The organism is Geodermatophilus sp. CPCC 205761 (assembly GCF_051383655.1).
Lineage (GTDB): Bacteria > Actinomycetota > Actinomycetes > Mycobacteriales > Geodermatophilaceae > Geodermatophilus.
The window spans coordinates 40,956-62,270 of record NZ_JALPKQ010000029.1 but is presented as its reverse complement, the minus strand read 5'-3'; the positions used below and the strand labels follow the sequence as shown (position 1 = coordinate 62,270).

Sequence of the window (21,315 nt, the reverse complement as noted above, 5' to 3'; positions counted from 1 at the left end):
TGGCGCTCCGCGGATCGGTCGAGGCGCTCATCGGGTCTCCATCCCCTCGGCCTGCACCGAGATCCGGGTCCCGCCGATTCCGGCGAGGATGCTGGACAGCTGATCGAGGGAGCCGATCACCGCGGACCGGCCCGAGACGCGGGCGAACTGGGCGGCGGCCTCCACCTTCGGCCCCATCGAGCCCGCCGGGAACAGGCCCGGGTCGAGGGCGTCGGGGTGCGCGGTGACGACCGCGCGCTGCCGGTCGGTGCCCCAGTCGAGGTAGACCGCGTCCACGTCGGTGGCGATCACCAGGAGGTCGGCGGACAGGTCCCGCGCGAGGACGGCGGAGGCGCGGTCCTTGTCGATGACCGCCTCGACTCCCACGAGGGTGCGGGTGCCCGACGGGTACATCGTCGGGATCCCGCCACCGCCCGCGCAGATGACCACGCACCCCTGCGCCAGCAGCCACTCGACCGGCCGGATCTCGACGATCCGCTGGGGTAGCGGCGAGGGGACGACCCGCCGCCACCTGTCGCCGTCCTGCCGGAACACCCAGCCCCGCCGCGCGGCGAGCTCCTCGGCGGCGTCGGCCGGGTACACCGGGCCGACGAACTTCGTCGGGGAGGCGAACGCCGGGTCCCCCGGGTCGACCTGCGTCATCGTCAGGATCGTCGCCAGCGGCTTCTCCGCCGGGAGCAGGTTGCCCAGCTCCTGCTCGATGAGGTAGCCGATCATCCCCTCCGTCTGGGCTCCCAGGACGTCGAAGGGATAGGCCGACACCTCGTCGTAGGCGGCCGCCTGCAGCGCGAGCATCCCGACCTGCGGCCCGTTCCCGTGGGAGACGACGAGCTCGTGCTCCTCGGCCACCGGGGCGAGCGACTTGCACGCCACCGCGACGTTGTGCCGCTGCCCCTCGACGGTCATGGGCTCGCCGCGGCGCTGCAGTGCGTTGCCGCCGAGTGCGACGACGATCCTCATGGCCTCTCTCCTGTCGCCGACGAGGGTGGCTCAGTCGCCGATGGTGGCGACCATGACCGCCTTGATCGTGTGCAGCCGGTTCTCCGCCTGGTCGAAGGCGATGTTCGCCGGCGACCGGAAGACCTCGCCGGTGACCTCGAGGCCGCCGGTGATGCCGGTGAGGTCGGCCACCTTGCGGCCGACCGCGGTGTTCGTGTCGTGGAACGCCGGCAGGCAGTGCATGAACCGGGCGCGCGGGTTGCCCGTGCGCTCCAGGGCGCCGGCGTTCACCTGGTACGGGAGGAGCTCCTCCACGCGGGTCTTCCAGACGTCGTCCGGCTCCCCCATCGACACCCAGACGTCGGTGTGCACGAAGTCGGCGCTCGGGAGAGCCTCCGCGGGGTCGGCGGTGAGCGTGACGCGGGCTCCGGACTCCTCGGCCCGCTCCCGGGCGAGGTCCTGCACGTCCTTGTCCGGCCACAGCGCCTCCGGGGCGCAGATGCGGACGTCCGCGCCCATGATCGCCCCGGTCACGAGCAGCGAGCGGCCCATGTTGAACCGGCCGTCGCCCATGAAGCAGTAGGTCAGCTCGTGCGGGCGCTTGCCCGAGTGCTCGGTCATGGTCAGGAAGTCGGCGAGCATCTGGGTGGGGTGCCACTCGTCGGTCAGCCCGTTGTAGACCGGCACGGCGGAGTTGGCGGCCAGCTCCTCGACCGTGGCCTGCGCCTTCCCGCGGAACTCGATGGCGTCGAACATCCGCGCCAGCACCTGCGCGGTGTCGGCGGCGGACTCCTTGTGCCCGATCTGCGAGGACTGCGGGTCGAGGTAGGTGACGTGCCCGCCCTGGTCGTAGGCCGCCACCTCGAAGGCGCACCGCGTACGGGTCGACGTCTTCTCGAAGATCAACGCGACGTCCCGGCCGCGCAGCCGCTGCCGTTCGGTCCCCGTCGCCTTCGCCCGCTTGAGGTCGTACGAGAGGTCCAGCAGGAACTGCAACTCGGCGGTCGTGAAGTCCGCTTCCTTGAGGAAGTCGCGGCCGTGCAAGTTCAGTGCCATCTCAGACTCCGTCCGTGGGGGGCTGTGTCACGCGACGGCGTCGCGCTCGATGGGGCAGGACATGCAGCGCGGGCCGCCGCGCCCGCGGCCCAGCTCCTCGCCGGCGATCGTCACGATCTCGATGCCGTTCTTGCGGAGGAACGTGTTCGTCGTCGTGTTGCGCTCGTAGCCGAAGATCACACCGGGGGCGATGGCCAGGAAGTTGTTCCCGTCGTCCCACTGCTCGCGCTGGGCGCCGAGCAGGTCGATCGGCGTCCGCAGCACGCGCACCTTCTCGACCCCGATCGCGTCCGCCACGACGGGGAAGAGCTCGGCGTTCTCGGTCACCTGGTAGTCGCCGCCCGTGCCGACCGGGGTGAGCGTGAACGAGCGGAGCGTCTCCGGCAGGTGCGGGTACACGCTGAACGCGTCCCGGTCGATCATCGTCATCGCGGTGTCGAGGTGCATGAACGACCGCGTCTTCGGCAGCTCGACGGCGATGACCTTGGTGACCGCGCCGTGCCGGAAGTACTGCCGCGCGAGGAACTCGATGCCCTGGGGGCTGGTCCGCTCACCCATGCCCACCATGACGGCGCCATTGCCGATGACGAGGATGTCGCCGCCCTCGCAGTTGGCGGGGTCGTGGTTCTCGCGGTCGTTGCCGTAGTAGAAGTGCGGGGGGTCGTCCCTGAACATGGGGTGGAAGTTCCAGACCAGGCGCGAGTTGATCGTCTCCCGCTTGCGGGCCGGCTTGCTCATCGGGTTGACCGACAGGCCGTCGTAGACCCAGGCGGAGTTGTCCCGCTGGAACAGGTGGTTCGGCAGCGGGGGCAGCAGGAAGTCGTCGTCGTCCAGGTACTCCAGCAGCAGGCTGGAGGTCTTGGGGAGGTCCAGCTCGTGCTTGAGCACGCCGCCGACGAGGGCCTCCGCCAGCCGGTCGGCCGGGGCCTGGCCGACCAGCTCGTCGAGCGGCCCGTCCAGCGCGGGGCCGAACCGGGTCGCGGTGGTCAACTCCTCCTGGAGGAACTCCCGCCCGCCCGGCTGCTCGATCGCCTGGGCCAGCAGGTCGTGGAACAGGTAGACCTTGACGCCCTTGGCCCGCAGCTTCTCGGCGAAGGCGTCGTGCTCCTCCCGGGCGCGCTGGGCCCACATCACGTCGTCGAACAGCAGGTCGTCGACGTTCTGGGGCGTCAGCCGGGTCAGCTCGAGGCCCGGCCGGTGCAGGATCACCTGGTGGAGCTGTCCGACCTCGGAGTCGACGTGGAACGACATGGCGGTACTCCTTCTCGGTGGACGCTCACGCGTGCCAGGCGGGGACGGCGGGAGGCTCGGACATCGACGTCCGGTGCTTGAGGTAGATCGGGATGCCGGCGACGAACGCACCGCCGGCGAAGATGAAGGGCAGGTACTCCTTCCACAGGGCTTCCTCCCCGGTGTTGCGCGAGTACCAGATGAACAGCACCGAGAAGGCGAGCCCGACCACGGCGACGCCCACGTCACGGACGAAGCGCGGGGTGTGCAGCTCCCGGTGGTCCATCAGCCGCCACTTGATCTGCGCCAGGGCGGAGAACCCGTAGGGGATGGCGGCGGTGATGCCGCTCATGAAGACCAGGGTGTTGAAGACCGTGATCCCGACGGATCCGGCGTAGGACATGATCATGAACAGCGATGCCAGGGCCGTCGAGGCGACGATGCCGAAGGCGGGCACGCCGCGCCGGCTCAGCCGGCCGAAGGCCTTCGGGAACAGCCCGTCCTTGGCCGCGGCCAGCGGCATCTCGGCGCAGATCATCGTCCAGCCGTTCAGCGCGCCGAAGCCGGAGACGACCACCAGCGCCGACATCACGTAGCCCGCCCAGGTGCCGCCGACCATCTCGTTGACCGCGGTGGCGAAGGGCGCCGTCGACTCCGACAGCGCCGCCGCGGAGACGATGCCGAAGACAGCGGTCAGCGACAGCAGGTAGACGACGGCGGTGCCGAGCGTGCCGTAGATCGTGGCCCGGGGGACGTTCTTGTCGGGATCGCGCACCTTGGCCGCCGCGACCGCGGCGCACTCGACCCCGAGGTAGCTGAACAGACACAGGGCCATGGCCCCGCCGATCGCGCCCATGGTGCTGTCACCGCTGGTGTTCCAGACCTCGAAGTTCGCGCTCTGGATGTAGAACAGTCCGACGGTGGACATGAAGACCAGCGGGATGAACTTCAGGATCGACGTCCACAGCTGCACGGTCCCCATCGCCGAGACGCCGACCATGTTGATGGCCGCGGGCAGCCACAGCCCGATCAGCGCGAGGACGATCGAGAAGAGCTTGTTCTGGTCGGTGTTGACGAACTCCTCGACGTAGAGCACCCAGCCCACGACGATCGCCGCGTTCCCCGACCACGCGGTGATCCAGTACAACCACGCGTTGGAGAAGCCGGCCAGGTTGCCGAAGGCGGCGCGCGCGTAGGCGTAGGGCCCGCCGTCCGCGGGCAGCCGGCGGCTCAGCGAGGCGAACATGACGGCGAGGGCCAGGGCGCCGATGGTGGTCAGCGCCATCGCGACCAGGCTGATCGGCCCGTAGCCGGCCAGCGACGCCGGCAGGTTGAAGATCCCGACACCGATGATGCTGCCGACGATCAGCGCGGTGGCGGGACCCAGTCCCAAGCTGCCGCGGGGCTCCTCCTCGACCGGGGCGGGGCCGGCGGGTGGGGCTGACGCGGTGCTCATGACGGCTCCTCGTACGGGGGGGTCGGCTGCCGGTCATTCCAGCGGAGACGTCGGCCAGGGGCCTCCTCCGCCGGGGATGAGTGATCTCCGCATTCCCACCGCGGGCGGACGGATCGGGACGGCCGATCCGGCCGGGTCGGCTGCGCCGCCGGGGACGCTCCGGGGCGGCGCCGGACCCGCGCGCACCCGGGACGCCCCGCGGGAGGTCAGACGCGACTGCCCGCCCGCTCGGCCTGGTCCCGGAAGAGGCCGAGGCGGAAGAGCTGCTCGAGTCGCCGGACCGTGAAGGGGTGCGACCTCGGGAGCTGGGCCAGCCAGGGCCAGAACCCGCGCAACGCCGCCCCCTGCCGGGCCAGCTCGTCGATGTCGACGTCGGTCTCCGTGTGCCGGCCGGAGGCGAGGAGCACCAGGCCCCTGGCGCCGGACGGCGACAGGAACGCCCCGTGCCGGTCGCACGAGTACTCCCGCAGCCGCGACAGCGTCGGGCCCAGCACGGGGATCACCTGGGAGTAGGCGACGGACAGCTGGTACCACAGCGCCACGTGGTTCAGCCGGATGTGCCCGAGCTCGTGACCGAGGATGAACCGCAACCCGTCCCGGTTCCGGTCCTGGAGGTGGGCGAAGAGCTCGTTGGACAGCACGACGTAGTCGTGACCGGTGGCCTGGGCGGCGAAGGCGTTGAGCGCGCCGTTGCCGTTCGCCAGGTAGATGTCCGGCAGCCGCTTCATCCGCAATGCGGCGGCGAACTCCGCCACGGTCGCGTGGAGGTCGCCGAACTGGCTGGGCGACAGCTGGACCGCGGTCCCCCGCGTGGTCGCGCGCTGCACCTCGCGGACGACGACCACACCCGGCACGAACAGCAGCAACCCGATGAGGGCGCTCCGGATCGCGATCGCCCAGCCGCTGCCCTGCAACCGCTCCGGCAGGAAGGGCAACACCATCGCGAACCGGACGATCACGACGATGATCACGACGTTGAGGACGACCATGAAGATGTAGAAGGGCACTTCGGCCGGGTGACGCAGGTACCGGGCGGGCACACGCCCCCCGGGTGTCGACTCCGACGCGGTCATGACTCTCACCCCTGGTCCTGCACGGCAACCGAGTGTCCTCACGATCCGCTCGCGCTCCGCCGGCGACCTCATCCGAGGGGGATGGGTCGCAGGGACGTCCGCCGGCTCATGCGTGCGGGGGGAGGCGATCGACGCTCCGGCGGCACGAGGCTGGCCCTGGCCGGCGGCGGACGCGGCCGGGGTCAGGGCGGCCGACCGCTCAGAGGAGGTCGATTCCGATGCGCGTGCAGCCGGGATCCCCCCATCCGCTCGGCGCGACCTGGGACGGCCGCGGCGTCAACGTCGCCGTCTTCTCCGGAGTGGCCGAACGGGTGGAGCTGTGCCTGTTCGAGTCCCCGGGCGACACCACGGAGACCGAGCGGATCGCCCTGGCCTCGTCGACCGGCGGCGTCTGGCACGGGTACTTCCCGGACCTCCGCCCTGGCCAGCTCTACGGCCTGCGCGCGGCCGGGCCCTACCGCCCCGCCGAGGGTCCGCGGTGCAACCCGCACAAGCTGCTGTTCGATCCCTACGCCAAGGCGGTCGGCCGCGACGTGCGCCACGACGACAGCCTGTTCGGCTACGGCCTCGGCTCGGCCGACGAGGACCTCACGATGAACCTGGCGGACAGCGCCGGCAGTGCGCCCCTCGCCGCGGTCGTCGACACCGCGTTCAGCTGGGGCGACGACGTCCCGCCCCGCCGGGCACCGGCGGACACCGTGATCTACGAGCTGCACGTCAAGGGCTTCACCAAGCGCCACCCCGGCGTCCCCGCGCCGCTGCGCGGGACGTACGCCGGGCTGGCCTCCCCCGCCGCCGTCGAGCACCTGCTCGATCTCGGCATCACGGCCGTGGAGCTGCTGCCCGTCCAGTACCGGGTCAGTGAACGCTTCCTGGTCGAACAGGGACTGACCAACTACTGGGGGTACAACACCCTGGGCTTCTTCGCCCCGGACCCGCGGCTGGCCGCGGCCACCGATCCGCAGGGCGTGGTGCGGGAGTTCAAGACGATGGTCGCGACGCTGCACGAGGCGGGGATCGCCGTGCTGCTCGACGTCGCGTACGACCACACGGCAGAGGGCAGCGAGCTCGGCCCGACCCTGGCGTTCCGCGGGCTGGACAACGCGGCCTACTACCACCTCGCCGACGAGCACCGGTACACGCACGACGACCAGGGCATCGGCAACGCGCTGGACGTGGGCCACCCGCGCACCCTCCAGCTCATCACCGACAGCCTGCGCTACTGGGTGTCGGAGATGCACGTCGACGGGTTCCGCTTCGACCTGGCGCCGGCGCGGGCCCGTGCCTTCGCCAAGTACGACCAGCTGCCGGCCGCGTTCGAGCTGCTGCAGCAGGACCCGGTGCTGGCCGGGGTCCACCTCGTCGCCGGACCGTGGGAGGACGGCGAGGCCGGGCCTGCCGCCGGCTCCGTCCCTGGGAAGTGGTGGGAGTGGAACGGCCGCTTCCGCGACACCGTGCGCCGGTTCTGGGCCGGCGCGCCGCAGCAGAGCGGCGACCTCGCCGGCCGGCTGTCGGGGTCGCCCGACCTGTACGGAGACGACGACCGGCGCCCCTCGACGAGCATCAACGTCGTCACCGCCCACGACGGGTTCACCCTCGCCGACCTCGTCAGCTACGAGCGCAAGCGCAACGAGGCCAACATGCGGGACAACGCCGACGGCACCGACGCCGACGACAGCTGGAACTGCGGCGTGGAAGGGCCGACCACCGATCCTGCGGTCACCGCCCTGCGGCGACGGCAGGTGCGCAACATGCTGCTCACGCTCATCCTCAGCCCGGGCGTGCCGCTGTTGCAGGCAGGTGACGAGCTGGAGCACACGCAGCTGGGCAACAACCACGCCTACTGCCAGGACAACGAGCTGACGTGGCTGGACTGGACGGCGGACGACGAACGCCGGTCGCTGTTCGACTTCACGCGGCGACTGCTGCGGCTGCGCGCGGACGAGCCGGTGTTCCGCCGTCGCCGCCACCTCTCCCCGGGCCGGCCGCTCCCCGGCGGGGACGTCACGGGCGTCTCCTGGCTGCACCCGGCGGGCCGGGAGATGCGGCAGGAGGACTGGACCACGCCGGTGCAGAGCCTGGGCGTCCTCCTGGTCGGCCAGGAGGTCGGCGAGCGGGACGAGCGGGGCCGTCCCGTCATCGGGAACAGCTACCTGGAACTCCTCAACGCCGCGGACGAGCGGGTCGACTTCGTGCTGCCGGCCGAGCTCACGGCCCTCGGCATCGACGTGGTGCTGCACACCGCCGGCACCGACACGGGGAGCCAGCGGGGAACGGGCGTCGTCGACCTGCCCCCGCACTCGGCGGCGGTCCTGCAGATCCGCCCTCCCGAGGCGGACTGACCGCCCACCCGGGCGGACGGACCGGCCGAGACGACTCAGGGGCCGACACGACTCAGGGCCCGGCTGCCGTCGCAGTCGGGCCCTGAGTCGCTGGTGGTGCTCAGTTCGCGGTCGCGTGCGACTTCTCCTCTTCGGAGAACACCTCGCGCAGCTTGTCCTCCTGCTCGTGGCTGAGGTTCGTCTCGACGAGGATCATCTGCTGGCCCTCGAAGGCCTCCCTCACCTTGTCGGTGACCGCGCCGGAGGAGAGGACGAACAGCGCCGAGGTCCCCGGCTGGATCTCGTCCCGCATCCGGCGGATGAAGGCGTCGTCGATGCCGACGTCGGTCATGCTGCCGGTCAGCGCCCCCATCCCGGCGCCGATCGCCATGCCCAGCAACGGCACGAAGAAGATCAGACCGAACAGCATCCCCCAGAACGCGCCCCCCAGGGCCCCGGCACCGGTCATGCTGGTGAGCTGGCGCGTCTTGGGCTTCTTCGCCCCTTCCGGGTAGGTGACGATGGCGGCGTCGTGGATCCGGATGAGCTCCTTCCGCTGAAGGGTCTTCAGCGTCTCCTCCGCTATCGCTGCGCCGTTCGCGGTCGGGAACTTCCAGACGGTCATGGTGGCCATCGATCTCTCCTTGGGTTGCGCGGCCGGAACCGTTCGGTCCGGGGTCATCGGGTCCGGGGTCAGGAGTTGAGGATCTGACTCTTCTGGAGCTCGAACTCGGCCTCGTCGAGGACGCCGGAGTCCCGCAGCTGGGCGAGCTCGCGCAGCTGGGCCAGCTTGGTGTTGGTGTCGGTGCGTTGCGGAGCCGGCTGGGCGTACTGCGGCTCGGGCGCGGCGGCGGCCTGCTGGCTCGCCCAGCGGTTGCCCTGGCGACGCGAGACGCGGTTGGACACGGCGGTGGCCGTTCCGGCGACAACGGCGGTGCGGGCCACCCCGCGGAGCAGTCCTGGCATGTCGACTCCTGTGTGGTCGGGGCAGCGCCGGTCCGCGGGCCGGCACTGCGGGGACGGGTCAGCTTCCGGTCGGAGTGGCCTCGCGTGCGCCGGGGTGCCAGAAGGCGGCGACGAGCAACAGCACGCCGAAGACGGCGATCTGCGCACCGAGGACCAGGGAGAGGACGAGCACGGTCGCCTCGGGCCAGAGGATGGCGAGCAGGCCGACGAACACGTTCACCGCGCCGGCGAGGGCGAGCCACCCCCAGCCGGGGATCTCGGCGCGACCGACCACGGCGATGCCGACCCGCGTCGCACCGTGGACGATGAGCGACAGGCCCGTGATGAGCGCCAGCGAGAAGAGGGTGATGCCGGGCCACACGATCGCGAGGACGCCCCCGAGCACCAGGACCGCACCCAGGACGAGCGAGCTCCACCGGCGCTGCTCCGCGCCGGCCCAGCCGACGGCGATCTCGAGCAGCCCTCCGACGACGAAGGAGAGACCGACCAGCAGCGCCAGGGTGCGCGCGGCGGCGACCGGCTGGAACAGCAGCACGATGCCCAGGACGACGGCGGCAAGGCCCAGCACGCCCACCAGGACGCGCACGCCGGTGTGCCTGCTCGGGGTCGAACCGGCGTAGTGGCTGGAGACGTTCGCGGTCATGCCGGCTCCTCCCCGGGCGGATCCATCGACGCCGACCCTGCCGCCCTCGGCCCCGGTCGACCTCATCCCCCGCGGATGACGCGGCCGCACGCCCCTGACCGGCACGGTCACGTCATGTCGATGCGTGTGGCCGCGGTAGCGACCGTGGTCGTCGGGGTGGGGCTCACCGCGTGCTCGTCGGACTCGGAATCGGGGACCTCCGCGGCGACCGCCACGACCCCCAGCGTGTGCGACTCCGCCGACGACCTGCGGACGTCGCTGGCCCAGCTGCGCGACGTCCAGGTGGTCCAGGAGGGCACCGGCGCACTGGAAGAGGCCTGGGCGACCGTCCAGGACGCCTGGGACCAGTTCGCGGACGCCGCCCGCACCGAGTACAGCGACGACGTCGACCGCGTGCAGGCCTCGGCCGACGGCGTCCAGGACGCGCTCGACGAGGCGCAGGACACCCCGTCCGCCGCCACGCTGAGCACGGCGGCCACCGCCACCGGGCTGTTCCTCCAGGATGCCGATGCCCTCGTGGACGAGACGGAGGCGACGTGCTGACCGTCGAACGCCCGGGACCTGCCCCCGAGGCCGCCACCACGCACGCGCGGCGACCGACCCCGAAGGAGCGGCGAGCCGCGGGCAAGGCCATCCGGGCGAGCGTGCCGCTCGCCGCGCACGCCGAGTTCTCCCGGACCCAGTCCTCGCCGGACCCGCTGACGCTGCTCGAGGAGCAGGCCGCCGACCGGCTCCCCGAGCTCGGGCCGATCCGGTACGGGCGCATGCTGCAGTCCCCGTTCGCCTTCTACCGCGGGGCCGCCCGGGTCATGGCTGCCGATCTCGCCGGCGCACCGCGGTCCGGCCTGACCGTGCAGATGTGCGGGGACGCGCACGTGTCCAACTTCGGCCTCTACGGGTCACCGGAACGACGGCTGGTGTTCGACGCCAACGACTTCGACGAGACCCTCCCGGGACCGTTCGAGCACGACGTCAAGCGGCTGGTCGCCAGCCTGGTGATCGCCGCGCGCGCCCAGGGTCTCGGCCGCAGGCAGCGACGCGTGCTCGCCGTGGCCGCCGGCGCCCGCTATCGGGAGGCGATGGCCCAGTTCGCCGGGCTCCGCGACATCGACGTGTGGTACTCGCACATCGACGCCGACGAGCTCCAGCTGAAGCTGGCCCCGCAGCTCGACGGCAAACCGCGCCGCCGGCTGGCGCGGGCGCTGGAGAAGGCGCGCTCCCGCGACACCCTCCAGGCCTTCGGCAAGCTCACCGAGGTGGTCGACGGCCGGCTGCGGATCCGCGCCGAACCGCCGCTGATCGTGCCGCTGCGGGACGTCCTCCCCCAGGCCGAGGAGCAGGACCTCGCCTCGGCGTTCCGCGGACTGATCCGGCAGTACCGGGGGTCCCTGCAGTCCGACCGCCGCACGCTGCTCGAGCGCTACTCGTTCGTCGACATGGCCCGCAAGGTCGTCGGCGTGGGCAGCGTCGGCACCCGCTGCTGGGTCGTCCTGCTGGTCGGCCGCGACGAGGACGACCCGTTGCTGCTGCAGGTCAAGGAGGCCTCGTCCTCGGTGCACGCGGAGTTCGTCGGCAGGAGCCGGTACACCAACCAGGGTCAGCGGGTCGTCGCCGGCCAGCGGCTGATGCAGCAAGCCACCGACATCTTCCTCGGCTGGCAGCGGACCACCGGCATCGACGGGATCCAGCGCGACTTCTACGTCCGGCAGCTGCGGGACTGGAAGGGCGCGATCGAGATCGAGGAGCTGCGTCCGGAGGGCCTGCAGAGCTACGGCGAGCTGTGCGCCTGGTGCCTCGCCCGAGCGCACGCGCGTTCCGGGGACCGCATCGCGATCTCCGGGTACCTCGGCTCCTCCGCGGGGTTCGAGGAGGCACTGGCCGACTTCGGGGAGACGTACGCCGACGCCAACGACGGCGACCACCGCCTCCTGGCCGAGGCCGTCGCCGCCGGTCGGGTGCAGGCGCACTCCGACCTCTGAGCGGCTCACCCGGCGCGGGTGACGCCGGTCCGGTCCCGCAGGGCGAGCATCCGGGCATGGACGCTGCCGCCCGAGACCGCCTGGAGCCGGAGCAGGGCGCCCCCGTCCCCGACCGGCGGGCCCTGCTCCTGGGCCTCGGCCGGACGTTGCTGACCGTCGTCGGCCTCCTCGTCCTCTACGGCACCCTGCCGCTCGACGGCCGGTTCGGCGCGCGGACCCTGCTCGCACTCGTCGCCGGCCTGCTGATCGTCGGTCTCCTCGTCGGGTGGCAGGTGCGGGCGATCCTGCGTTCCCGCCACCCCGCCATCCGGGCGGTGGAGGCGATCGCGCTGTCCCTCCCGCTGTTCCTGGTGCTCTTCGCCGCGGCGTACGTCGTCCTCGCGGGCACCGACCCGGACGCGTTCACCGAGCCGCTGAGCCGGATCGACAGCGTGTACTTCGTGGTCACGGTCTTCGCCACGGTCGGCTTCGGGGACATCTCGCCGGTCAGCGATGTCGCACGGGTCCTCACGTCGGTCCAGATGGTGGGTGACCTGGTGCTCATCGGACTGGTGCTCCGGGTCTTCCTCGCCGCGGTCGACCGACGCCGCCAGCGCCCGGAGGCGGACTCCGACGGCCTCCGCTGACCCGACGGGTCACGAGCCGAGGAGCTGGCCCTTCTCTCGACTGAACTCCTCGTCGGTCAGGACGCCGGCGTCGCGTGCCTCACCCAGCCGCACGAGCAGGTTGAGCCGGTCGTTGAGGGCCGAGACCGCCTCCGGCGTCAACGCGGTCCGCACCGGCGGCTCCGGAGCGGGCGCCGGGGGCGCCACCGTGTCGACCATGGTGAGGACCGACCCGTCCCTCGGGCTGCCGTCCGAGGACGGTGCCGCGACGGCGCGCGGGGACGGGACCGGGGACGCGACCACCGCCGACGGCACGGCAGAGGGGGTGCCGGGTGCGGCTGCGGACGTGGGCTCCGGCTCGCCGGTGACCGGCTCGGGGGCCCGGTTCTGCAGCCACTCCAGCGCGCCGAGGTAGAGGGCGACCAGCGCGGCGATCCAGATCAGCACCGACAGCGTCGGCTCGGGCCAGAAGAGCAGCACGACCGCGCCGATCACGATCCCGGTCCACCGGGCCGGGCCGAGGTGTGCGCGGACCTGCGCGCCGAGGCGGGCACTGCGCCGTGGCAGCTCCAGCCCGTCGGCGAAGGCCTGCGTCCACGCGGCGACCCGCCGGGTCCAGGGCTCCTCGGCGGCGGCGGCAGCGGGCTGGTCCGGCGTCCCGCCCTCGGCCGCGAGCGCCCGCGCAGCCTGGGCGTCCGCGCGCCGGCGTCGCAGCTGCGCCTGGGCCGACGCGATCCCGCTCCGCACGCCGGCCACGACGCCGAGCCGGCCCCACACCAGGGTCAGCACGAGCACCAGGAGCACGGCGGCCAGCAGCCACAGCGTCCAGGAGCGCAGGCTGCCGGCCACGACGTCGTAGATCGCGCCGACGGCGTCCCGGTTCTGCGGGCGCACCTGCGGGAGGAGCAGCCCTCGGGTCACCCGGAGGGCGGCGAGCACCAGCAGGGTGAGCACCGTGGCGGTCACCGCCCACGCGCGCAGGGTGCGGCGACGCCGGCGGGAGATGCCGAGGGCGCCGGCGAGCGTGCCCAGGGCGATCAGCCCGAGCCACCACCACACCGACCTCAGCAGGTCGATCGCCGTGTACAGCTGCGGCGCGTCGGCCGGGGTCACGATCGTCACGCCCACGTCGTCCGGCAGCAGGTCCAGCACCTGGCCGGCGATGCCGTCCTGGGCCGCGGCGGGCACCAGGTCCTTCGCCTGCCCGAGGGTGAACTGCACCGGCTCCCCGCCGACGAGCTGGTCGTGGGCGGAGGTCATCGCGGCGGTCGTGAGCGGCCGGAACGGGTCGTTGGACAGCAGCCGCTGCACGCCCGCCGAGATCAGTGACCGGATGCCGTTCTCCACGGTCGGCCGGAACTGCTGCAGCCGCTCCGGCAGCACCGTCACGGCCTCGTCGATGGCGTCCTGCACCTGCGGCTGGGCCATCACGGTCTCGGTCACGCGCTCGGTGATGCGGGTCTCGACCTCTGGCAGGTCGACCATGGTCTCGACGTTGGTCACGAACGTCTCGGTGTCGACGACGTTCTGGCGCGTCCAGAGCGACACGCTGGCCAGGAGCAGCGTGAGAGCGCTCACCAGGATCAGCAGGCCGGTGACGAAGCGGCGCATCGGCTCTTCCTTCCCGCAGCAGGCGGGCGGGGCGCCCGGTCGACAGGGATGAGGCTGGTCCCGGGGGGCGCGCCGCTCATCACCCATCGGGGATGATGACCACGAGGGGTCGGCGCACGGCCGGCGGGCGGCCGGGCGATCTCCCTCGGCCAGCAGAGCGGCGACTCCCCGCAGGCGTGCACGCACGTGGCCCTCGTCGACGCCACGGTCACCCGCGATGCGGCGCTCGACGGACCCGGCCCCCGCTGCCCATCGCGGCGTCGTCCGCACGGGATGAGGACCGACGGCGCGGCCTCTCCCGAGGCTGGGCACCGTAAGCCCCCGCCCGCTCAGGAGGAGCCATGACACAGACCACCCCGGACAACGCACTCGGCCGCATCGCGCAAGGCGAGGCCCCGGTCCTCGAGACGCTCCTGGCGATGAACCTGGACGCGCTGGAGCGCTCGGGGCTCGACGACGAGACCTACCTGCTCGTCCGGCTGGCCGCCCTCGTGGCCATGGACGCCCCACCGGTCTCCTACCTGATCACCCTCGGCGTCGCCGAGGAGGCCGGGCTGACCGTCGAGAAGGCGCAGGCCGTCCTGGTCGCGATCGCCCCCGTCGTCGGCAGTGCCCGGGTGACCGCGGCGGCCGGCGCCATCGTGCGCGGGGTGCTGGGGGCGGCTGCGCTCACCGAGTCGGGCCTCCCGGAGTAGCGCACCGGGTGAGGCGAACCCTCTCGCCCCGGCGCCGGCTCAGAGAGCGGGTTCTCGGGACGCAGGCCGCGGGGCGGGGCCCCTCAGCGCTCGTCCAGCTCCCAGCCGTGGACCGTCAGCGCGTAGAGGGCCACGACGGCCAGCGCGATCATGATCGTCGACCACACGGGCGAGGCACCCAGGAAGCCGAGGTTCACGACCGCGCTGACGCCCGCGACGACGATGGCCGTCCGCCGGGCCCACCGGTGGCCGCCCCACAGGATCCCGGCACCGGCGGCGAGCGCGAGCAGCCCGCCCAGCAGGTGCGCCCACCCCCATGGGGCGTACCCCTGGATGACGAACAGCTCGTTGGTCCGGTAGGTGAAGTACTCGTCGCCCAGCAGGGCGACCACTCCCAGCAGTGCCCAGACCATGCCCAGTACCGCCATCACGCCTGCGCCGAAGTACCCACGGTCCTGCCACGCCGGCGACGGCCTCCGCGCCGTGGCCGGTGAGCCGCGTGAGGCCTGGGACATGACCTGTCCTCCAGAGACGACGGACGGGTTCGGGCCGGCCGGACGCCGCGTCGCGGGCCGTCCGGCCGGAGGTCAGGCGCGTCCCGCCGGCACCATGTGGCGGTACTCCTCGGGCGTGATGGCACCGCTCTCCAGCAGTCCGCGGGCCTTCGCGAGCTGCTCGGCCTCCGCGCCGGCCGCCACGGACCGGACGTAGGCATCGGTCGCGGCCCGCTGCTGCTCGATCGCGCTCGCGGACCGCTCGACCATCCCCCGGCCCTGTCCGATCAGGTAGATGAACACCCCGAGGAAGGGCAGGACGAGGGTGAGGACGACCCAGCCGGCCTTCGACCAGCCGCCGATGTCGCGACGCGTGAACAGGTCCCCGTAGACGCGGAACAGCAGCATGAACCACAGGACCCAGCTGAAGATGATCAACGAGGTCCAGAACAGGTCGAGCAGGGGCATCGTTCCTCCTCGGAAGAGGGAGCTGTGGCAGATCGTGGCCACAGCGTCCCGTCGGCTCATCACCCCGACGGGGTGACGAGGTGCTCAGTCGCCGCGTTCCCGCGGCGCGTCGGGCAGCCTGGACAGGGCGGCCGTCAGGAAGGGGCCGACGAGGCGGTCGGCACTGTCGGCGCCGACGGCGATCTCCAGCTCACCGGCGTCCCTCAGGGTGAACCGCAGGGCGACCGGGTGCGCCCCCAGGCCACGGACCTCTCCCGGCTCGAGGGCCCGGACGGTCACGTCCCCGGCAACGCCGACAGGGAGCGGGTCCAGCCACAGCCGCAGCGCGCCGGCCCGGATCAGCAGCACGTCGCCGACCCAGGTGGCCCGTGTGCGCCGCAGGCGCCACCGCGCGCGGTCCCGGCGCCAGCCGGCGGCCGGCGGTCCGACGCGACAGGGGAAGGACGGCAGGCGGCGGGCGTAGCGGACCCTCCCCCACACCGTCAGGACGGCGAGGGTCAGCAGCACGGACGCGGCAGACCCGATGAGCACGGTCACCCCGGACGCCGCCAGGACGGGGGACACCGTCGCTCACGGGGAGCCGGTGTCGGACGGCTCCGGTCCCGCGGTGCGGACCTCCAACAGGTCCAGTCCCAGGCTGCGCAGCCGTTGCAACATGCCGTGCAGCCCCGGTTGGTCGGTCGGTTCCGTCCGCAGGATGGTCAGTGGCGGTTCCTCGCCGAAGTCCTCCGCGCCGATCTCCTCGAGCAGTTCGGCCGAGACTGGTCCACGCACCCGAAGCTCGTACACCTGACGTCCCATTCTGCGCGCTCCCTAGTGATCGGTGCGGGCTCGTGATCGGTGCGGGCACCATTCCGCAGGGCCCTGCCCCGAAGCCGCTCCGCCGGCCGAACCGCCGGGACGTCCGGCCCCGGGACGGTTGGCGGGTCCGATTCGATGGGCGGAGCCTCGTCCACCCCGGCGTCGGCGGCCTCCTCCAGCCCGGATGAGGCGAGCCTCTGGTCGCTCGACGGGCGTCGGCCACCGGTCGGCGGCAGGTGGTCGTCCCACCTCCGGTCCGGACCGGGCGTCCGGCCCCGCGCCGTCGGCATCACCGCCGGCCGGGCGCTGCGGCGGGACCCAGTCATCCAGGCGGGACGATGGTCGCCGGCCGGCTGGTCCTCATCCTGAGCAGGACGCATCTCTCACGGAGGTAGACCATGACCACGGCCGCTGACGACTACCCGCTCGTCGACCTGATGTGGACGTTCGTCCTCTTCTTCGCGTTGATGGTCTACTTCTGGCTGATCATCACGGTCTTCGGAGACCTGTTCCGACGACACGACCTCTCCGGCTGGGCCAAGGCCGGCTGGATCGTCTTCGTCCTCGTGGTGCCGTTGATCGGCTCGCTCACGTACCTCGTCTCGCAGGGACGCTCCATGGGCGACCGCGACGTCCGGCAGGTCCAGCAGGCGAAGCAGCAGACGGACGCCTACATCCGGTCGGTGGCTGCCCCTGGCTTCCACGGTGTCGACGAGATCGCCCGCGCGAAGGAGCTGCTCGACAAGGGCGCCATCAGCGAGGAGGAGTTCCAGCAGCTCAAGCGGCGCGTCCTCGTCTGAGCCCGGGGCCCACCACCCTGGCCCATGATCCAGCCGCGGACGGAGGGCCGCAGGATGACCGCACCACGGGACACCCTCTTCCGCCGGTCGCTGCGCCGGTTGACGCTCGGCTCCGGGCCGCTCAAGCGCCGCTCGGACCGGATCGAGGTGATCGGCCGGCTCGCCGTCGTCCTGTCGTTCCTCGTCGCCCCGCTGCTGGCCGTGGTCGCGTCGACCGCGACGACGGCGCACCTCCAGGCGGCCGCGGCCGCCCAGGCCGCGGAGCGCTCTCGCACCCACGCCGTCGTGCTGGTGGACGCTCCGGGACCGTTGCGGCCCGGGGGTGACGCCTACGGTGTCCCCTCGACCGACGACCCCTCGCCATCGGTGGTCCCGGTACGGGCCGCATGGTCAGCGCCCGGTGGGATCTCCCGGGAGGGCGTCGTGCTGGTGGAGCCCCGCACGCCGGTCGGCACGGCGGTGCCGGTGTGGGTCGACGGGGAGGGGCGCCTCACCTCGGCACCGCTCGACCAGGCGAGCATCTCGGTGTCGGCGACCGCGATGGGTCTGTTGCCGCTGATCGGCGTCCCCCTGGCGACCTGGACCCTCCACGTCTTCCTCGCGATCGCCCTGGACAACCGCCGGGAGCGCGCGTGGGAGGACGAGTGGGCCGCGGTCGAGCCGGACTGGAACTCCCGGCTCCTCTAAGAGCCTGCGGGATGAGGGGCAGGGCGCCTCGTGGCAGTCTTCGCTGCAGTGCGGTCAGCAGCCAGGGGTGCGACAGAGAGGTCGCCCTGCCCGCGGCTCACGGTGGTGCGGCGGGTGGCGTGAGTCACGTGTTCAGCGCCCAGCGTCCGTCGGTGCCTGTCAGGCCGGGGATGAGCAGTCTGCGAAGGTCGGGCGCAGCGACCCGCGGGTGCAGCCAGGCGTCGTTGTCTGCCACTCCACGGTAGGACTCGCCGGTGGCCGCGGGTGAGCCAGGCGATGCTGCGTTCGTCCATCCTCCGGGTCGGGCACGTACTCGACGTCCTGCCCGTCGACCAGGGCCGCCCGGGCGGCCTCGTCCCAGGCGATCCGCGGCTTGCCGGTGAGAAGTAGTCGTGCCCCGCGGCGGTGCCCGCCGCGGTCGCGACCAGCTCGGCGCCGCCGGGTTGCGACCGACCCGGCGGATCGCCGCGTCAGCTGGGTGACGGAGTCCTGGGTGGCCATCGCGTCCTCCAGCACCGTGAGGTCCAGCGCCCGCCGCGTTCGCACCGACAGGTCACCGGTGGGGGCCACGACCTCCCGGACCGCGTCGAGGATCCGCTGCGGCCGCCTCGAGGCGGCCAGCCGGCGTCGCCAGTAGGTCAGCACCGTGGGATGGACCCGGCCGTGGCCACCGGCAGCCCGCAGGCGGCCCCGTTTCACCGCAGAGTGGTCATCGATCAGGGAGTGGTCGTAGCCGTCGCCGACTTCGGTGGCCCGGTCGTGGCTGGCGCTCCCGGCGCCGCAGCCGGTGCGCGCCGGCCACCACCATCGGGGATGCGCGGTCCGAGCAGCGGTGGGGAACCGACCTTGACCGAGCTCGTCGGGTCGACGTCCGGACCGCACGTGGAGCGCACCTGCTGAGGGCGCCCCGTTCCACGCGGCCGGGAGATCTGCTCTCGGCCGATGCCGCATGGCTCCACGGGCACCGCCCGGCCGGCCCCAGCACACAGGGCGAGCCGGACGGCGCCCGGTCCGATCCGGAGGAGGGGCGGGGAGTGCCCGTGCCGTGGCCGGCGTCAGCCGACCGGTGCCCCCGGCGGAGAGGCGGGCACCGAGCCCACCGACTCCTCGGCCTCGACGGCGTCGAGGGCCGCGACGAGTGCCTGCACCGGGATGTGACCCGAGGCCACGAGCTGACCGCCGGAGCGGCGGAGCGCGGCGGCGAACGGGGTCGCCCAGACGTTCTCGTAGACGAGCACGCCGGCCGCCGTGCCGGGGTCGAGCGCCGCAGCGGCCTCGGCGACGTCGTCGGGCCCGAGGAGACCCGACGCCGCGCCGTCGAACAGCGCCGCCTCCAGGACCTTCATCTGGTCCAGGTCGACCTGGGTGAGCGTCGTGACGACGCCGTCGTGGTCCTTGCGCAGGAACACGAGGTCGAGGATGCGGATGATCCCCCGGTCGACCAGGTCGACCAGCAGGGGAAAGGCCTCACCCGTCATGCGGTCGGTCGGGAACGCCACCACGATGTAGTCGATCGGGCCCATCTGGTCGAGGTCGGAGGGCTGCTGTTCGAGGTCTACGGTCATGTCTCCCCCAGCTGACGAGGAACGGGAGCGGACGCCGCCCACCGTTCTGGAACCTGCGGACGGCGCACGTCACCCGCGGCGGACGATCCGGCTTCCACCGAGGCCACCGCGGCGGCCCGGGCGCACACGACGACACCTGCACTGCCGTGCACGGCCCGGGCGGGTGTCGCTCGTCGTCGACCGCCGATCACCGGGGACGACCGGTCCATGAGGAGGTGGCAGCGGTCTGGGTCACCGCCTGACGTCCCGCCCGTGGACCACGATCGCGTAGATCACGATCACATCGATGGTGATCATGATGGCCGACCACAACGGGTAGGCCGAGATGAACGTCATGTTCACCAGCGCGCTCAGGCAGGCGATCACGACGCCGACCACGCGGGCCACCATGTTCCCCGCGAGGAGTCCCAGCCCGGTGAGGACCCCGACGATGCCGATCGTCGTGTGGATCCAGCCCCAGGTATTGTAGTCCACGTCGACGATGAGGCCCGCTGATGTGACCGCGTAGAAGCCGTCGTCGAACAGGGCCACGAGCCCTTCGATGATCTGGAAGGCGCCCAGCATGATCAACATGACGCCACCGAAGACCACCCAGCCGGCCCAACCCGACGTCGGTTCGCCGTAGGGGACGGCGGTCTCCGTGGATCTGCGATGCGAGGTGTCCGTCATCTGCCTGCCCTCCGAGGTCCGAGCCTGGCTCCGGCCGCCCCTGATCTGGAGACGGTCGGGCGAGGTCCTGATGGTGTGCGTCGACAGCGTGGGGACCCGGGCGGCCACCCCGCATCGTCCGCCCCGCATGAGACCGAGGACGACGGCGGGACCGAACTCTCCCCCAGGCGGGAGGATCCGCCGCGACGTCCTGCGGTGTGGGCTGCCCCCGCGGCCCGGGACTGCTCGATCGGTAACGACGTCCCCGCGCGCGAGGACGGAGGTCTGCGCATGCCGTCGGCCGGTTCCGACTCGCGAGCAGGTGATGACGCCTCAGCGGAGGCGCGACCGCGCCTGACCCGGGCCCGGGCGCGCGCGACCGGCGTCGCGGAGCGAGGCCGGCAGCGGGCGGCGGCCGCGGCCGAGCGCGCGCGGTCCGGGACCGTCGGCTCCGTGCGGGTCCGGATGCGCGATCTCCGGACGAGTCACCACGCCCTCGTCTTCAGCGCGCTGGGCATGGTCCTCTTCGTCCCGGCGATGATCACCTTGGCCACTGTGCTGCCGCTCGGCAGCGACCACGGTCTCGCCGACCGGATGGCCCACCACATGGCGCTGTCCGCGGAGGCCAGGGCGTCCGTCCGGGAGCTCTTCGCCACCGACGACACCGTCCGCACGGCGACCTCGGCCTTGGGCACCGTCGTCACAGTGCTCGCCGCCTACGCCTGGCCGGCCGAACTGCAGCGGTTCTACGCAGCCGTCTGGGAGCTGCCCGACCTGGGCTGGCGACACCTGTGGCGACCGCTGGTGTGGCTGGGCTCGCTCCTGGCGGTCCTGGCCACGGTCGCGGCCGTGGGCAGCCTCGCCGGCGGGGTCGCGGGCGCGCTCCTGACCGCCGTGCTGTGCTCACCGCTCGTCGTCCTGTGGGTCTGGTGGATGCAGCGGTTCCTGCTCGCCGGGCGCGTGGGCTGGGCAGCGCTGCTGCCGGGCGCGCTCGTGACCGCCGGCGGCCTGGCCGCGGTCAGCGTGGCGACGAGCGTCTACCTGTCGCGCGCGGTCGTCTTCAACGCCGAGCGGTACGGGCCCATCGGCGTCGTCTTCGTGCTGATGTCCTGGCTGACCTGGTTCAGCGTCGTGCTGCTCGGAGGTGCCGTGGTCGGCCACCTCCTGCACCTCCGGCGGATCGACTCATCGGGCTGAGCAGTCCCTGGGGGGCCGGGCCCCCGTCCTCGGGACGAGCACCGGCCCCCGGCGTGGTGTCGTCCGCCGACCGGCCGTGCT

General features: G+C 72.4%; 23 protein-coding genes and 1 pseudogene. 8 read left to right on the top strand and 16 right to left on the bottom strand.

Features of this window, described 5'->3' with window-relative positions; all coding sequences use genetic code 11:
- Positions 1 to 27: 27 nt before the first annotated feature.
- The 5 genes from arcC to MY526_RS17540 form a co-directional block, all read right to left on the bottom strand.
- The gene (arcC, locus tag MY526_RS17560) at positions 28 to 960 is read right to left on the bottom strand and encodes a carbamate kinase (protein WP_436704707.1); all 933 of its coding nucleotides are present in this window, start codon (positions 958 to 960) and stop codon (positions 28 to 30) included.
- Between the two features lie 30 nt (positions 961 to 990).
- Positions 991 to 1,995, bottom strand: coding sequence for an ornithine carbamoyltransferase (gene argF, locus MY526_RS17555; protein WP_436694028.1), 1,005 nt, complete (start codon positions 1,993 to 1,995; stop codon positions 991 to 993).
- Positions 1,996 to 2,022: 27 nt separating this feature from the next.
- Positions 2,023 to 3,246, bottom strand: coding sequence for an arginine deiminase (locus MY526_RS17550; protein ID WP_436694027.1), 1,224 nt, complete (start codon positions 3,244 to 3,246; stop codon positions 2,023 to 2,025).
- 25 nt (positions 3,247 to 3,271) lie between these two features.
- Positions 3,272 to 4,681: an amino acid permease gene (locus tag MY526_RS17545; protein ID WP_436694026.1), complete on the bottom strand. Its 1,410-nt coding sequence runs from the start codon at positions 4,679 to 4,681 to the stop codon at positions 3,272 to 3,274.
- Between the two features lie 206 nt (positions 4,682 to 4,887).
- The gene (locus MY526_RS17540) at positions 4,888 to 5,688 is read right to left on the bottom strand and encodes a M48 family metallopeptidase (RefSeq protein WP_436694025.1); all 801 of its coding nucleotides are present in this window, start codon (positions 5,686 to 5,688) and stop codon (positions 4,888 to 4,890) included.
- Between the two features lie 284 nt (positions 5,689 to 5,972).
- On the opposite strand from MY526_RS17540, the gene glgX reads away from it, so the two are divergent.
- The gene (gene glgX / locus MY526_RS17535) at positions 5,973 to 8,096 is read left to right on the top strand and encodes a glycogen debranching protein GlgX (RefSeq protein WP_436704706.1); all 2,124 of its coding nucleotides are present in this window, start codon (positions 5,973 to 5,975) and stop codon (positions 8,094 to 8,096) included.
- 100 nt (positions 8,097 to 8,196) lie between these two features.
- Here glgX and MY526_RS17530 read toward each other — a convergent pair whose 3' ends face one another.
- Genes MY526_RS17530 through MY526_RS17520 form a run of 3 tightly spaced genes read right to left on the bottom strand, consistent with a single transcriptional unit; the run spans position 8,197 to position 9,684 of the window.
- Positions 8,197 to 8,709, bottom strand: a complete 513-nt coding sequence (locus MY526_RS17530) for a DUF1269 domain-containing protein (RefSeq protein WP_436694023.1) — start codon at positions 8,707 to 8,709, stop codon at positions 8,197 to 8,199.
- Positions 8,710 to 8,768: 59 nt separating this feature from the next.
- Entirely contained in the window at positions 8,769 to 9,041 is a 273-nt protein-coding gene (locus tag MY526_RS17525; RefSeq protein ID WP_436694022.1) for an SHOCT domain-containing protein, read from the bottom strand.
- A 58-nt stretch (positions 9,042 to 9,099) separates the two neighbouring features.
- A complete protein-coding gene (locus tag MY526_RS17520) occupies positions 9,100 to 9,684 on the bottom strand; it encodes an HdeD family acid-resistance protein (protein ID WP_436694021.1) in 585 nt (194 codons plus the stop codon).
- 114 nt (positions 9,685 to 9,798) lie between these two features.
- On the opposite strand from MY526_RS17520, the gene MY526_RS17515 reads away from it, so the two are divergent.
- Genes MY526_RS17515 through MY526_RS17505 form a run of 3 tightly spaced genes read left to right on the top strand, consistent with a single transcriptional unit; the run spans position 9,799 to position 12,289 of the window.
- Positions 9,799 to 10,227, top strand: a complete 429-nt coding sequence (locus MY526_RS17515; protein WP_436694020.1) for a hypothetical protein — start codon at positions 9,799 to 9,801, stop codon at positions 10,225 to 10,227.
- Complete coding sequence (locus tag MY526_RS17510; protein ID WP_436694019.1) at positions 10,221 to 11,663, top strand: DUF2252 domain-containing protein; 1,443 nt, start codon at positions 10,221 to 10,223, stop codon at positions 11,661 to 11,663. Before MY526_RS17515 ends, MY526_RS17510 begins: the two co-directional genes overlap by 7 nt.
- Positions 11,664 to 11,719: 56 nt before the next feature.
- Positions 11,720 to 12,289 carry a potassium channel family protein gene (locus tag MY526_RS17505; protein ID WP_436694018.1) on the top strand — a complete coding sequence of 190 codons (570 nt, stop codon included), beginning with the start codon at positions 11,720 to 11,722 and terminating at the stop codon, positions 12,287 to 12,289.
- Positions 12,290 to 12,298: 9 nt separating this feature from the next.
- On the opposite strand, the gene MY526_RS17500 is transcribed toward MY526_RS17505, so the two are convergent.
- Positions 12,299 to 13,879, bottom strand: a complete 1,581-nt coding sequence (locus MY526_RS17500) for a hypothetical protein (RefSeq protein ID WP_436694017.1) — start codon at positions 13,877 to 13,879, stop codon at positions 12,299 to 12,301.
- 341 nt (positions 13,880 to 14,220) lie between these two features.
- On the opposite strand from MY526_RS17500, the gene MY526_RS17495 reads away from it, so the two are divergent.
- Positions 14,221 to 14,574, top strand: a complete 354-nt coding sequence (locus MY526_RS17495) for a carboxymuconolactone decarboxylase family protein (RefSeq protein ID WP_436694016.1) — start codon at positions 14,221 to 14,223, stop codon at positions 14,572 to 14,574.
- An 83-nt stretch (positions 14,575 to 14,657) separates the two neighbouring features.
- On the opposite strand, the gene MY526_RS17490 is transcribed toward MY526_RS17495, so the two are convergent.
- From MY526_RS17490 to MY526_RS17475, 4 genes are all read right to left on the bottom strand, one after another.
- The gene (locus MY526_RS17490; protein ID WP_436694015.1) at positions 14,658 to 15,089 is read right to left on the bottom strand and encodes a DUF7144 family membrane protein; all 432 of its coding nucleotides are present in this window, start codon (positions 15,087 to 15,089) and stop codon (positions 14,658 to 14,660) included.
- A gap of 72 nt (positions 15,090 to 15,161) precedes the next feature.
- The gene (locus tag MY526_RS17485) at positions 15,162 to 15,536 is read right to left on the bottom strand and encodes a PLD nuclease N-terminal domain-containing protein (RefSeq protein WP_436694014.1); all 375 of its coding nucleotides are present in this window, start codon (positions 15,534 to 15,536) and stop codon (positions 15,162 to 15,164) included.
- An 84-nt stretch (positions 15,537 to 15,620) separates the two neighbouring features.
- Positions 15,621 to 16,100 carry a hypothetical protein gene (locus tag MY526_RS17480; RefSeq protein ID WP_436694013.1) on the bottom strand — a complete coding sequence of 160 codons (480 nt, stop codon included), beginning with the start codon at positions 16,098 to 16,100 and terminating at the stop codon, positions 15,621 to 15,623.
- A gap of 6 nt (positions 16,101 to 16,106) precedes the next feature.
- A complete protein-coding gene (locus tag MY526_RS17475; RefSeq protein WP_436694012.1) occupies positions 16,107 to 16,310 on the bottom strand; it encodes a hypothetical protein in 204 nt (67 codons plus the stop codon).
- Positions 16,311 to 16,735: 425 nt separating this feature from the next.
- On the opposite strand from MY526_RS17475, the gene MY526_RS17470 reads away from it, so the two are divergent.
- Both MY526_RS17470 and MY526_RS17465 read left to right on the top strand, forming a co-directional pair.
- The gene (locus MY526_RS17470) at positions 16,736 to 17,137 is read left to right on the top strand and encodes an SHOCT domain-containing protein (protein WP_436694011.1); all 402 of its coding nucleotides are present in this window, start codon (positions 16,736 to 16,738) and stop codon (positions 17,135 to 17,137) included.
- 54 nt (positions 17,138 to 17,191) lie between these two features.
- Complete coding sequence (locus tag MY526_RS17465) at positions 17,192 to 17,824, top strand: Rv1733c family protein (protein ID WP_436704705.1); 633 nt, start codon at positions 17,192 to 17,194, stop codon at positions 17,822 to 17,824.
- Positions 17,825 to 18,148: 324 nt separating this feature from the next.
- On the opposite strand, the pseudogene MY526_RS17460 reads toward MY526_RS17465, so the two are convergent.
- The 3 genes and pseudogenes from MY526_RS17460 to MY526_RS17450 all read right to left on the bottom strand — a co-directional run.
- Positions 18,149 to 18,513: pseudogene (locus tag MY526_RS17460) on the bottom strand (IS5/IS1182 family transposase); the annotation flags it as partial.
- Positions 18,514 to 18,879: 366 nt separating this feature from the next.
- Positions 18,880 to 19,389 carry a DUF6325 family protein gene (locus tag MY526_RS17455; protein WP_436704704.1) on the bottom strand — a complete coding sequence of 170 codons (510 nt, stop codon included), beginning with the start codon at positions 19,387 to 19,389 and terminating at the stop codon, positions 18,880 to 18,882.
- Between the two features lie 231 nt (positions 19,390 to 19,620).
- Positions 19,621 to 20,166, bottom strand: a complete 546-nt coding sequence (locus tag MY526_RS17450) for a DUF7144 family membrane protein (RefSeq protein ID WP_436704703.1) — start codon at positions 20,164 to 20,166, stop codon at positions 19,621 to 19,623.
- Between the two features lie 324 nt (positions 20,167 to 20,490).
- Between MY526_RS17450 and MY526_RS17445 the strand changes: the two genes are divergently transcribed.
- Positions 20,491 to 21,234 (top strand): YhjD/YihY/BrkB family envelope integrity protein, encoded by a 744-nt coding sequence (locus MY526_RS17445; protein WP_436704702.1) that lies wholly within the window; start codon positions 20,491 to 20,493, stop codon positions 21,232 to 21,234.
- Positions 21,235 to 21,315 lie beyond the last annotated feature (81 nt).

Coding starts and splice junctions, on each gene's coding strand:
- MY526_RS17505 (WP_436694018.1), top strand. CDS start 11,720: ATGGACGCTGCCGCCCGAGACCGCCTGGAGCCGGAGCAGGGCGCCCCC.
- argF (WP_436694028.1), bottom strand. CDS start 1,995: ATGGCACTGAACTTGCACGGCCGCGACTTCCTCAAGGAAGCGGACTTC.
- MY526_RS17500 (WP_436694017.1), bottom strand. CDS start 13,879: ATGCGCCGCTTCGTCACCGGCCTGCTGATCCTGGTGAGCGCTCTCACG.
- MY526_RS17455 (WP_436704704.1), bottom strand. CDS start 19,389: ATGACCGTAGACCTCGAACAGCAGCCCTCCGACCTCGACCAGATGGGC.
- MY526_RS17465 (WP_436704705.1), top strand. CDS start 17,192: ATGACCGCACCACGGGACACCCTCTTCCGCCGGTCGCTGCGCCGGTTG.
- MY526_RS17495 (WP_436694016.1), top strand. CDS start 14,221: ATGACACAGACCACCCCGGACAACGCACTCGGCCGCATCGCGCAAGGC.
- MY526_RS17470 (WP_436694011.1), top strand. CDS start 16,736: ATGACCACGGCCGCTGACGACTACCCGCTCGTCGACCTGATGTGGACG.
- MY526_RS17525 (WP_436694022.1), bottom strand. CDS start 9,041: ATGCCAGGACTGCTCCGCGGGGTGGCCCGCACCGCCGTTGTCGCCGGA.
- MY526_RS17520 (WP_436694021.1), bottom strand. CDS start 9,684: ATGACCGCGAACGTCTCCAGCCACTACGCCGGTTCGACCCCGAGCAGG.
- MY526_RS17490 (WP_436694015.1), bottom strand. CDS start 15,089: ATGTCCCAGGCCTCACGCGGCTCACCGGCCACGGCGCGGAGGCCGTCG.
- MY526_RS17550 (WP_436694027.1), bottom strand. CDS start 3,246: ATGTCGTTCCACGTCGACTCCGAGGTCGGACAGCTCCACCAGGTGATC.
- MY526_RS17515 (WP_436694020.1), top strand. CDS start 9,799: ATGTCGATGCGTGTGGCCGCGGTAGCGACCGTGGTCGTCGGGGTGGGG.
- MY526_RS17545 (WP_436694026.1), bottom strand. CDS start 4,681: ATGAGCACCGCGTCAGCCCCACCCGCCGGCCCCGCCCCGGTCGAGGAG.
- MY526_RS17530 (WP_436694023.1), bottom strand. CDS start 8,709: ATGGCCACCATGACCGTCTGGAAGTTCCCGACCGCGAACGGCGCAGCG.
- arcC (WP_436704707.1), bottom strand. CDS start 960: ATGAGGATCGTCGTCGCACTCGGCGGCAACGCACTGCAGCGCCGCGGC.
- MY526_RS17485 (WP_436694014.1), bottom strand. CDS start 15,536: ATGCCCCTGCTCGACCTGTTCTGGACCTCGTTGATCATCTTCAGCTGG.
- glgX (WP_436704706.1), top strand. CDS start 5,973: ATGCGCGTGCAGCCGGGATCCCCCCATCCGCTCGGCGCGACCTGGGAC.